Source organism: Elusimicrobiota bacterium (assembly GCA_041658405.1).
In the GTDB taxonomy this organism is placed as follows: Bacteria; Elusimicrobiota; UBA5214; order JBBAAG01; family JBBAAG01; genus JBBAAG01.
Map to the genome: position 1 here is coordinate 1 of JBBAAG010000024.1, position 12,658 is coordinate 12,658.

At 41.9% G+C, this 12,658-nt stretch carries 10 protein-coding genes; all 10 read left to right on the forward strand.

Annotated elements, in window-relative coordinates:
- A partial coding sequence (locus WC955_05990; GenBank protein MFA5858599.1) for a hypothetical protein occupies positions 1 to 340 on the forward strand: 340 nt, incomplete at its 5' end.
- A gap of 10 nt (positions 341 to 350) precedes the next feature.
- On the forward strand, positions 351 to 1,454 hold the full coding sequence (locus tag WC955_05995) for a DUF4855 domain-containing protein (GenBank protein ID MFA5858600.1): 1,104 nt from the start codon (positions 351 to 353) through the stop codon (positions 1,452 to 1,454).
- Between the two features lie 26 nt (positions 1,455 to 1,480).
- Positions 1,481 to 3,826, forward strand: a complete 2,346-nt coding sequence (locus WC955_06000; protein MFA5858601.1) for a beta-N-acetylglucosaminidase domain-containing protein — start codon at positions 1,481 to 1,483, stop codon at positions 3,824 to 3,826.
- A complete protein-coding gene (locus WC955_06005; protein MFA5858602.1) occupies positions 3,816 to 5,210 on the forward strand; it encodes an HD domain-containing protein in 1,395 nt (464 codons plus the stop codon). Before WC955_06000 ends, WC955_06005 begins: the two co-directional genes overlap by 11 nt.
- The gene (locus WC955_06010; protein ID MFA5858603.1) at positions 5,207 to 6,064 is read left to right on the forward strand and encodes a hypothetical protein; all 858 of its coding nucleotides are present in this window, start codon (positions 5,207 to 5,209) and stop codon (positions 6,062 to 6,064) included. The genes WC955_06005 and WC955_06010 overlap by 4 nt, the downstream gene beginning before the upstream one ends.
- Before the next feature lie 30 nt (positions 6,065 to 6,094).
- Positions 6,095 to 6,949, forward strand: coding sequence for a PHP domain-containing protein (locus WC955_06015; protein ID MFA5858604.1), 855 nt, complete (start codon positions 6,095 to 6,097; stop codon positions 6,947 to 6,949).
- A 62-nt stretch (positions 6,950 to 7,011) separates the two neighbouring features.
- Entirely contained in the window at positions 7,012 to 8,397 is a 1,386-nt protein-coding gene (locus WC955_06020; protein MFA5858605.1) for a sodium:solute symporter family protein, read from the forward strand.
- A gap of 2 nt (positions 8,398 to 8,399) precedes the next feature.
- Positions 8,400 to 9,899 (forward strand): agarase, encoded by a 1,500-nt coding sequence (locus WC955_06025; GenBank protein MFA5858606.1) that lies wholly within the window; start codon positions 8,400 to 8,402, stop codon positions 9,897 to 9,899.
- Between the two features lie 195 nt (positions 9,900 to 10,094).
- Positions 10,095 to 11,300 carry an ATP-binding protein gene (locus WC955_06030; protein ID MFA5858607.1) on the forward strand — a complete coding sequence of 402 codons (1,206 nt, stop codon included), beginning with the start codon at positions 10,095 to 10,097 and terminating at the stop codon, positions 11,298 to 11,300.
- Between the two features lie 183 nt (positions 11,301 to 11,483).
- Complete coding sequence (locus WC955_06035) at positions 11,484 to 12,581, forward strand: DUF4143 domain-containing protein (GenBank protein ID MFA5858608.1); 1,098 nt, start codon at positions 11,484 to 11,486, stop codon at positions 12,579 to 12,581.
- Positions 12,582 to 12,658: the final 77 nt, after the last annotated feature.

Genomic DNA, 12,658 nt, shown 5'->3' on the forward strand with positions numbered 1-12,658 from the left:
TAATATAATTCTCTGCGGGGCAAGTATCGGTGCTAATATTTGTCTTAATACCGCGGCGGTGAATAAAAATATTGATGCATTAATCTTATTATCTCCGGGGATGGTTTATGCCGGGATTGAATGCTCTACCCCGGCTATGATATATGGAAAACGACAGGTATTCATTGGGGTATCACAGACGGATAATTACTCTTATGGCAGTTCGAATGAAATAAAAAGTATTTTTGAGAATAACAGTAGCCGTGTAACTCTTGATGTTCAGCCTTCAGGCCATGGTGTGCAAATGTTTGAGCATACTGGGTTTATGCTTAATATACTTAAATGGTTGGGAAAGTTGTAAAAAACTGGTAATGAAATACTTTGAACCTTGTAAAAAAGAATATAATTTTATGCGTCACCTTGCGTTGTTGTATCAGGGGAATACCGGGATAGACTGGACCCCCGGCGAGTTTAAAATTCATCTTGTAAGGATGGATTCTGCCGATACTGAGGTGAGTTGGTTGTATGATTCACTACTGTTTTTTCCGTTAAACAGCGGAAGGAAGAGAACACTTCTTGCTGATGTTAATGCAGGTACTACCCGCTGCGGGGAAGGCAACTTCCATGCTGTACCCGTACCAAATCCTATGGAGAAAAGTGATTGGGAGGATATCATAGGTTTCTATTTTGATAAAGGACGGAATCTTGATAATCTAAATCATACTGCGGGTGTTCTAAAAAACAAAAAGTTGCCCGGTGCTATAAGAGAAAAGGTTAATGTAATTCTGACAATACCATATCCAAGTATTAAGCAGGAACGGTTTGGGGATAATCTTGATTTTACTACAGTTAAACAGAATCTTGAACGCGCGACTGCACAGAGGATTGAAGCAGTACGCTGGTTTGTAAACGAGTGCGTAACCAGATGGAATGATAAAAAGTACGTAAACATTAATTTACTTGGATTCTACTGGCCGTTTGAGACGGTATTCCGTAGTTGGGATATCGACGATCATGTATTATTGAAAACAGTTAAGCCTGTGATTAATTCCTCGGGGCATAAATTATTTTGGATACCGTACTTTTGTTCGTACAATGAACATGTCCTTGATGATTACGAGAACTACTATTTTGATTGCGCGTTTTACCAGCCGAACTTTTTGTTTTATAAACGCTATACCGGGATTGAGCACGCAGCAATGGCTGCAAAAAAAAGGCATGCCGGGATTGAGATAGAATACGCGTTGAGTGATCATGAATCCGTAGGGCGGGCGGAACTTCGGCGTATGAGGTTCCGGGAATATCTTAACTGTGGGGTTAAGTATGGGTATATGACAGAGTCCATTATCGCGTGGTATCTTAGTAGAGACGGGTTTATTAGAACAAGGGCTGCTGTTGCTGCGGAAGACCGTGCGGTGTATGATGATATCTGTGATTTTGTGCAGGGGAAGTATGTTATTAAAAACAATGTTTAGATTAAAAAGTGAGGAAGGCGGGAGGCGTGATTAGAAGTGTAATCAAAAAACTGGGAATTAGTATTATAACGGTAACTATCCTGGCAGTTGAGGTAGTAAACGCAGTGGTGCCGTTATGGCCGCATTATACCGGTGTGATAATACCATGCCCGCAAAAGGTTAAGTATTTTGAAGAGTTTCACAGGATTGAGGATCTCGATAAATGCGTGATTATAGTTGGTACTGCTGCTGTGGTACAGGAAAAAGTTGCTGCGGAAGAGCTTGCACGTAGAATTGAGTTTCATACCGGAACCTTACTTAATATTATGGATGACAAAATTGATACTTCGGCATATAGTACAGTGATAACAATCGGGACTCCGGGTAGTAATGCCGTGAATAAAAGGTTTAATAACAAAAAAAAGGTGGTTAAACCCGGGTATCCTGGTGAACAAGGGTATATACTTCGGTTTGTAGAAGAGTCCGGGAAAATGTTTGTTATCTGTACCGGATATGACGCGATGGGGAGTTATTACAGCATTCAGTCGTTAAAGCAGTTGTTATTGATGTCCGACGGGAAACTGTCAGTCCGTAAGGTTGAGGTTGATGACTGGCCTGTGTATAAACACCGTGCAGTGGATGACTGGACATTAAGCTCTGAAAGTGTTGATTGGATGGGGCAGTACAAACTTAATGTTTTCTATAACTCATATGGCCCGCTTAACTGGCTTGAACCCGACGGTAAAATCAAGGAGTATGTTGCGTTATCAGCAGGGAATATTAAGAAGAAGATGATTGTAGAACACGGGTTTATGTTGAATCCCTACAAAATGAAAGAAGGGGATACCCGCAAAATTGTTGTATCCAATGACGGGGATATCGAAAAGTATGTCCAGTCATTAAAATCCGCGCTTGACCTTGGAGTTAAGTATGTGATGATCTGCGCGGATGATTGGGTTACATACAAAAATAAAGTTTTTATACTTGATAATCCGGGGGATATAAATAAATTTGGTACCCTGGGTAATGCACAGGCGGTATTGGTTAATGCTGTTTATGATAAACTTAAACCGTTATACCCAGTGATGGAACTTTCGTTTGTTAACGCTTATTACCAGCGTTATCAGGTTGATGGTTGGACGACTGACCGTAAAAGCGCGGTTGAGTACCTTGATACTATCGGTAAAAAGGTTTATCCCCAGATACCTATCATCTGGACCGGATACACCGACCGTACACGTGACCTCACAAAAAAGGAGGTTGAGATATATTCGCGGTACGTAAAAAAACATAAGCTTTATCTCTGGGATAATACATTACCCCAGGGGTTTAAACCGTGGGTGACAAAGTTTTATCCGGGATTTGAGAAAGTAACAGCTTACCGTGGTGTAATGGTTAATGGTTTTGTTAATCGTTCAAATGACAGGATAGGATACCTAATGGCTGCGGATTATATGTGGAACCCTGCAAAGTATGAACCTGAGAAATCCTATAAGAACGCGATCTCAAGTTATCTTAACGAGGTGATGTATGAACCTATAACAAAGTTCAGGGATACTTATGAAAAATATGGCGAGATAAAAAAACGTATGACAAGCGCGGATAAGGATGTTATCGTTGCATCAGCATTAGCGCGTGAGGAGATGCGGCAGGTTATCAATGAACTGTCATTCTGGATGAAGGAAATTTCTAGAAATATCAGCGGGACAGATATCGCGTATCAGGTTAAAATACGGTTTTATGAACCCGCGATGAAGTTCGGGCAGCTGTACCTTAACCGCAAAAGCGCGGTAGTAAAAAAATTGGGGAAAGAAGCATCCCCGCCGGTTATCGACGGTAGTATTGATGATATATGGAATAGCAGGTATGCTTGTACGTTCACAAGTTTTTCCGTGGTAGGAAGTCCAGTAGGCGGTACGGCTCCTGTGCATAATACACTTGTGAAGTTGATGTATGACGATAAGTATATTTATATTATGTCTGTAACAGACGTTGAGCGGTATGAAGCTGAGAAGGATTATGTGGTACAGCGTGATAGTAGTGTATATCTTAATGATTCAATTGAACTATTCATTGATCCGTTATATAACTTTACGTCGTATTACCAGTTGGTTTATAACTTTATGGGTGGGAAATATGATGCGCAGTCACCGCGTAGGATGTCATGGAACGCGAACTGGGATGTTAAGACATCAACCCAGTCTTCACAGTGGGTGGGGGAAGCGAGGATATTGATCACAGGCCTTGTGCGTGAGGGTATAAAGATCGGTGATGCGTGGGGATTGAATGTTTGCCGTAATGATACTATAAGTAAACAGTTTAGCAGTTGGTCACCGTTGGAACATAAGTTCCATGAACCTCTGTTGTTCGGGGAGATAAGGTTTGAGTATTAGTAAAAAGATTGGCGGTAAACTGCCTGGCTGGCAGAAAAAAGTTTTTGCGTTGAACGGCGGGGTGTACCTCGTCGGCGGTGCTGTACGTGATAAAATTATTAATCCCAGGATGATGACTAAGGACAGTGATTATCTCGTAACAAATATTCCAATGAAAAAACTGGTTGCATTGTTGAAAGAATACGGGAGAGTTGAACTTGTAGGTAAGTCATTCGGGGTGATTAAATTTACTCAAAACGGTTTTGGGAGTAATACTGTAGATATTGCGTTACCCCGGGAAGAGTATTCCGTTGGGCTTGGGCACCGCGATTTTGTTGTTAAATACAGCCATGAGTTGCCGATAGAGGCTGACCTTACCCGCCGTGATTTCACGATTAATGCTATGGCGTATAACCTGGAAACCGGAGAGTTGGTTGATCCGCTTAATGGAAGAGCAGATATTAAACGTAAACTTATCCGTATGATAACACCAAAAAGTTTTGTGGATGACCCGTTGCGCATGCTGCGTGCTGCGCAGTTCGCTGCGAGGTTTGGGTTTAAGATAGAAAAAAGTACATTATCTGCAATGCAGTTACACTCAAAACTTGTGAAGACAGTCTCAAATGAGCGTGTACAGGAAGAAATTAATAAGTTATTACTGAAATCCGGGACGCCAAGTTATGGGTTTAAGTTAATGCAGGATACAGGGTTATTGGAACACATTATCCCTGAACTTACTATCGGAAGCGGTGTTATACAGAATGAGTTCCATAAGTATGACGTGTTCCTGCATAACCTGTACTCCTGTGATTACGCACCGCAGGATAATATTGTGGTACGCCTCACTGCGTTATTGCATGATATTGGAAAAGTTGGTGAGAAAAAAAAGGTTAAGGATAAAAAAACTGGGCATTACCGCGTTGTGTTTTATAATCATGAACAGTTAAGCGTAAAACAGGCGGAAGGTATACTTAACCGTTTAAGATATTCAAATGATGTTATCCGTAAAGTAACGCATTTGATTAAGTATCATATGTTTGAGTATACAAACAACTGGACTTCTGCGGCGGTAAGGCGGTTTATCGCAAAGGTTGGGCTTGAAAATCTTGAGGATATGTTCGCGTTACGTATTGCTGACCGTCAAGCCAGCGGAACTAAGGGCGTGGATTATAAACTGCGTGAATTAAAGAAACGGATCAGTCAGGAAGTTGAGAATAAGGTCGCGGTTACTGTGTCATCACTCGTGGTTGATGGTTATGATATAATGAAAACCATGGGGATACCCTCTAGCCCGATAGTAGGTAAAGTTTTGGATTATTTACTGGAATGCGTGATGGATAATCCCGGGTGTAATAATAAGAAGGAATTGTTAAGATTAGCAAGGGAGTATAAAGTACTAGAGTGAAAGTAAAAACTGATTGGCATATGCATTCCCGCCATTCTTCCTGCGGGAAGCATCCTGCTACAATTGCAGTGCTTGCAAAGGAAGTTACCGCCGCGGGGATCGAGGATTTTGGTGTTACCGACCATATGCACTGGCGGCATCATATTCCTATGATTGCAGCGTGTTATGCTGAATACGTAGCTACAAAAAAACCTTTTTCCATGAGGTTTGGGTTGGAGATATCCGCGTTACGGAAGTTTGACCTTGAACAGTTTGAGAAACTAGGCTGGGTGCCGTCACAGGTTCTGACAAAACCCGCGGGAACTGCAAAAGGTGAGGAGTTGAGAATTTACTGGCCGGAGGAGTTTATTTCAACCCTGAAAATAGATTATTTAATAGGTTCCGCTCATTTCCCGATAGGTGCGCGGGAAGAGACGGATTCGCTTATCAACTGTTATCATAACCAACTTATATTTCTCGCAAGTCAGCCTAAAGTTAATATTATAGGGCATCCCTGGTGCTGGAACTGGCCGTGGTTCAGGGATAAGGATACGTTGTTGTATCATGGCCAGCCATGGCTTGAAGATTTTGCTATCATACCCGTGAATAAACACCTGGAGTTCGCGGGGGTATGCAAAAAAAATGGTAAGGCCATAGAAATTAATGCTAAGGATATAATCCTTAACCGCTGGTATCCCCCGCAATTCAGGGTTAAGTATATGGACTACCTTAAGTTACTGAAACAGGAGGGAGTTACGTTTTCGTTAGGGTCGGACTCTCACCAACCGGGGTATTCCGATGATTTACATAAGATAACCGATGTGTTTGATATATTAGGCCTTAAAGAAAATGATGTATGGATGCACAAAAGATAAAAAATTTAGGTAAAAAGGAGTAAATGTAATATGAAATTTGTTCATGACTGGCACATGCACACACGGCATTCTATGTGCGGGAAACATCGCGGGACTATGTCTGCGGTGTTTAACCAGGCAATGGATGCAGGGATTAGGGAACTCGGGATTACTGACCATTTAAATCATGAGTATTGTGTACCATTAATAAAAGCCTCACGCGCGGAATATGATGCTACACCGAAACCTGATGGATTAATAACACATTTTGCGGTGGAAGTACCCGTCCTGCGCAAGTTTGATGATATATGTTTTCAAAAACACGGGTGGGATAGCAAAACTTTTAGTATACAGGCGACTACTGCTGAAGAAAATGAGTATATGTTCTACCTTACCCCGGAGTTTAAGGAAGAAATGGGGTTTGAGTATGTCATCGGCGGGGCGCATATGATACTTGGTACGCCGCTGGTACGCGAAGAAATGATTAAGTGCTACCACCGGCAGAACATGTTTTGCGCTAGGCATCCGTTAATTGATATCGTAGTGCATCCATGGTGGTGGAACGGCCCGTGGGCGGAAGAGGATAAAAATTATCGAACCTTACCGTGGTTTGATGATTTTAATGTTATCCCTAAATCTATGCATCAGGAATTCGCACGGGCGTGTATCGAGAATAAGAAAGCTGTAGAGATTAACGCACAGGCAATGTTTGTTAACCATAGATACTCTGATAGTTTTAAGAAACAGTATATTGAATACTTACAGTTTATGAAAGAACAGGGTGTAACGTTTTCATTTGGGTCGGACTCTCATTTTGACGGGTATTCCGGGAACCTATGCAAAATTGAGGATATAGTTGAATCCCTGAAGATTGCACCGGATAAAATTTGGTATCTGAAAAAATAGAGAAAGTGAGGTAAACATTGTCTCTTCAACAAGTATGGATTATTGTTGGTGTTGTCTTTTACATGGCAATAATGCTGGGGATCGGGTTCTGGGCAAGCCGGAAAGTTAAAGATACAGCTGATTATATCATCGCTGGGCAAAGGTTATCCTGGGGGTTGTCAATCGGGACAATCTTTGCGACTTGGTTTGGTGCGGAAACTTGTATGGGTTCCGCTACCACAGCGTATAGCAAAGGTATCCTCGGTGTGATCGCTGACCCGTTTGGTGCGGGGTTATGCCTCATTATCTCAGGTGTTTTTTTTGCCGGGCATTTCTATAAACTTAAAATCAAGACAGTAATTGATTTTTTTGAATTACGGTTCAGTAAACGCGTTGGGATGCTGGTCTCTCTCTTCTATGTCCCGGTATATATTGGCTGGATTGGTGCGCAGATGCTTGCATTCGGGACTGTACTTCACGCGTTGACCGGGTTGGGGATAGAACCTGCGATATTTATCAGTGCATTGGTAGTAATTATATACACATACTCCGGCGGGATGTGGGCTGATGCTGTAACGGATTTTGTGCAGATGGGGTTCATAATCGTATGTTTTGGGATAGTGGTTTATAATATATCTTCCACTAATGGCGGGTTAATTAATATTATTCAGCAGATACCGAAGGAAAAATTACACTTTTATCCTCATACTACTAGCGGCCTTGAGTGGATGAAGTATATTGAAGCTTGGATTATCGTTGGGTTTGGTTCGCTTGGCGGGCAGGATTTGGTGTCACGTATAATGTCCGCAAAAAATGTTACAGTTGCAAGGTGGAGTTCTGTCATTGCGGGGATTTTGTATTGGACTGTAGGATTGTTGCCGGTAATGCTTGGGATTGTTGGGTTTATACTTCTTCCTAACTATACTGGTGAGTCTATACTCATAGATCTTAGCATACAATACTTGCCGTTACCACTTGTGGCTTTAATGGTAGGAGGGTTGTTATCCGCTATTATGAGCAGTGTAGATACCGCGATGCTTGCTCCAGCGAGTATTATCGGGAATAATGTTGTGCCGTTCTTCGTGAAAGATGTTGATGATAAAACAAAACTTTTTTGGTGTAAAATTATGGTGCCTATACTCGGGATAGTATCCTTATTTATGGCGTTATATTTCCAGAATATATACGAACTTTGCTTGGAATCATGGACGGTATTGCTCACGTCCTTTACCGCGCCGCTGGCGTTTGGCTTGTTCTGGAAACGTACAACCTCCGCGGGAGTTATCGCAGGTGCAGTGGGCGGATTTATCGCGTGGATTGCCGGAGGATTATTATTTCCGGCGGAATATCCCACAAAACTATTAGGGTTTGTTGTAAGCGTTACGCTTGTGTTTTTGATAAGTTTGATCACTAATGATAGGCAAGGGAATAGCCCCGAAGGTGTATCTGTTCCTGTGACGGAGGGTTGAAGGTGAGAATATATGAGTCGTGCAAGCTTGTAGTTTTACCGGCTGCGATAGTATGTGTGATAACGTTAAATTTGTCTCAAGTAAATGCAGGTGATCCGCTTGATAGCGTCGGCGGGGTGAATACAGAAAATATTGTCAGTCCTTATGCAATGGGTGAGGTTAAGGTAAAAGCTAAAGCATTGGCTGAAGGAGTGTGGAAAGAGTTCCCCGCGGTTACCGCTGATTTGTTAATAAAAGAAGTTGAGGCTGAACCCAATACCATCCTCGATAACTACGGTGGTTTAGTAGGGGATAATGTCTATCCTGCAACCGGGTTTTTTTATACAAAAAAAGTTGGGGAACGGTGGTGGATTATTACTCCCGATGGGAATCCGTTTATCCATATCGGTGTGTGTACCGTTGCACCCGCAAGTTCGGTTAATGCAAAGTCGGAATTCCAGAAGGTATTTGTCACAACACAGGCATGGGCGGAGTATACGGTAACAATGCTGCAACAAAATGGTTTCAATGGCCTTGGTTCATGGTCAAACTACAGTTATCTTCGCAGAGTGGATACCCCGTTGGCGTATACATATAACTGGGCGTTTATGGCAAGGTTTGCAAAAAAGTTGAAGCTTTCAATCACTCAGCCCGGGCATACGGGTTTTCCTAATGACGCGATTTTGTTGTTCCATCCGGGGTTTGAACTTTTTTGCGATGAGCTTGTCCGTGAAAATATAAAATTATTTGATGCTGATCCTTATCTTTTAGGATATTTCACGGATAATGAACTCCCTGCGCCAGTGAAAATGTTGGATGGTTATCTCGCATTGGACTCGTCAAACCCGGATTTTAAACCACAGTACGATGCTGCATGGACATGGCTGCGTGAACGTAAAGGGAAACAGGATGTTAGTTTGCAGGATATTAATCCCGAAGACCGTACCGAGTTTATGGGGTATATTTACGGTAAGTACTTTGAAATTGTGACCCGTGTAATCCGTAAGTATGACAGTAAACATATGATCGTCGGTGCGAGGTTTCATACGAATAATAAACGCAACCCTAAGGTTTTTGAGTTATCCGGGAAGTATCTTGACGCTATATCCGTAAACTATTACGGCCGGTGGGAACCTGATGTTACGCAGCTGCGTACTTGGGAATCCTGGGGCGGTAAGCCTGTGATCATCAGCGAGTTTTATGTTAAAGGCGGGGATAGCGGGCTTGGTAATGTCGACGGTGCAGGGTGGATTGTCCCGACACAGGATGAGCGCGGGATTTTTTACCAGAATTTTGTGTTAAAACTCCTGGAATCAAAAGTGTGTGTCGGCTGGCATTGGTTCCGGTATATTGATAACGATCCGGAAGATCCAAAAGCGCCGGTGGGAAGCAGGGATTCTAATAAAGGTATTGTTGATATTAAGTATCAGGAATACATACCGTTGCTTGGGCGTATGGCGCAGGTTAACCGTAACGTTTACAACCTGGTTGGCATCATTGATTCAGAATTACCCGCGCAATAAACTGGAATCAAGAATATTGAATTCTAACCCGGAGGGGTCTATAATACTACCGTCGGTAAATAAAAGTAAGGATCAGGTTAATTTGCAGTAATACCCTGTTTTGACTGTAAACAGTACTTGATTATTTATGCCAATAATCGTATACTATACTGTACGATTCTTAAAAGTGTCCGAAGTTTGAAGGAGGTTGCGAGTATGCTTGATAAACTGTATTTTATACATAAAAACACGGTAAAAACTGCGCCGTTAAAGTTTAAACGTTACCTGTATGCCGCGGTAGACTGGCAGGCGCGCTGTATCTGTATTACAGGCGCGCGAGGGACAGGGAAAACTACGTTGTTGCTTCAATATATACAGGAACACCAACCTGACGTAGAAGAATGTTTATACCTTTCTGCAGATAATGTCGAAGTGTCTGCTGCGGGGCTGTACAATATTGCAGGAGAATACTTTAGTTACGGCGGGAAAACATTGGTTATCGACGAAATCCATAAATATCCCGCGTGGCAGGTAGAACTAAAAAATATTGTTGACACTTTCAAAGACAAACAAATAATTGTTTCCGGCAGTTCATCACTATCGATAAAAAAGGGTAAAGCGGACCTGTCCCGGAGGATGGCGTACTACGACCTTCGCGGGATGTCGTTTCGTGAATATCTTAACCTCACAAAAAACACAGGATTTGCATCAGTACCGTTGGCTACCATCTTGCGGGAACACGTAAAAATCGCGCAGGGAGTACTAAAACAAACACAGGTGTTAAAACATTTTAATGAGTACCTGCAGTATGGATATTACCCGTTTGTTACGGAAGGGATCGGGACGTATCTCCAAAAAGTGTTGGGGATAATAGAAAAAGTGTTTTATGAAGATATCGCGGTGGTAGGAAATCTTAAACGCAAAAATGTTGTTACGATAAAAAAGCTTCTTTGGATAATTGCTACGTCTACGCCTTTTACCGTCAATATTGACAAGCTCAGCCGGGAAACCGGCGTGTCAAAATCGTACCTTTATGATTACCTGGAATACTTGCAGGATGCCGGTGTGCTTGCTGGTGTGTACGCCGAAGGGAAAGGGTATAAACTTATCCGTAAACCTGCGAAGTTGTTTGTGGAAAACACGAACCTACTAGCTGCGCTGTGTGGCGCGTTACGGTCCGAAAGTGAGCAAGGGACGGTACGGGAAACGTTTTTTGTTAACCAACTCGGCCAACAACATAAAGTGTCGTACAGCGAAAAAGGCGATTTCGCCGTAGATGATAAGTATACGATTGAAATCGGGGGTAAAAACAAAGACGGGTCGCAGGTGGCTAACGTGAACAACGCGTATATTGCTGCGGACCGCATAGAAATCGGACATGGGAAAAAGGTGCCGTTATACTTGTTCGGATTTTTGTACTGAAACCAATTAAGTTCTTTTTATCATACTGAAAAGGATACTTGCAAAATAACATTGAATTATGACCCAGTTAAGAGGTTCACCTTTCATCAGAACTATGAATATATACTTGACAAATGGTATTACTAAATGTAAACTTAGGTTACTATGATTAAACGTACTCATTGGTTAGGATTGATTAGCCGTTTGTTTAAAAAACGCAATATTATTTGGCTGCACGGGGTCCGCCGCGCTGGTAAAACTTGTTTATGCAAATCAATCCCGAACGCAAAATATTATGATTGTGAACTTCCAGCGATAAGGCGCGAAGTCGAGTCAGAAAATTTTCTTGAAGAAAACAAAAACAGCGTTTTGGTATTGGACGAAATCCATAAACTCGGCAATCCTTCGGAATTATTGAAGATCGCAGCGGATTACTATCCGGGTACAAAAATTGTTGCTACAGGTTCTTCTACTTTAGGAGCTTACAAACGGTTTAAGGATATGCTTACAGGACGTAAGTACGATTTATATCTAACCCCTGCGATGAGTGATGAATCAGCCGATTTTGGTATAACCTCAACAAAAATGCGGCTATTCCGCGGCGGGTTGCCTGGGTTTATGGCGGCTCCTCAATACGATGTAAACCAGTATTCAGAATGGCTTGATTCTTACTGGGTAAAAGATATACAGGAAATATTTCATTTCGAAAAACGGTATTCATACTTAAAATTTATTGAACTTCTGTTTCTTAACAACGGCGGGATTTTTGAAGCCACAAAATATGCGCAAACCTGTGAGGTATCGCGTGCAACATTGTATTCGTATTTGACAGCGCTTGAACTGACATCGCTGATTTATGTCATACGCCCGTTTTCGTCCCGGAAATCTGCTGAAATTGTTTCTGCGCCAAAAATATACGGGTTTGATACCGGGTTTGTAGTTTTTGTCAAAGGTATTAACGAAATACATACTGAAGAAGCTGGTGTTTTATGGGAACAGTTGGTGTTAAATGAACTTGTTGCAGTACAGCAGTCTACAAAAATACATTATTGGCGTGATAAAGCCGGGCACGAGGTCGATTTTGTTTTATATACGAATCCCGATGAACCGGTGGCGGTTGAATGTAAATGGCAAGCATCAAAATTTGAAACGGGTAACCTTAAAATATTTCGTAAGCGATATCCTGTAGGAAACAATATTCTTATTGCGCAGGATTGTATGAAACCCTATAAAACTAAAATAGAAGGGTTAACCCTTCAGGTAATAGGAATAAAAGATGTTCCTATTTACTTAAACGAATAACATACATTTTGGCCAATTACTATATGCAGGTAGAATTGCATATGGTAATATACGAAAACTTGACAGCAATAACTCTC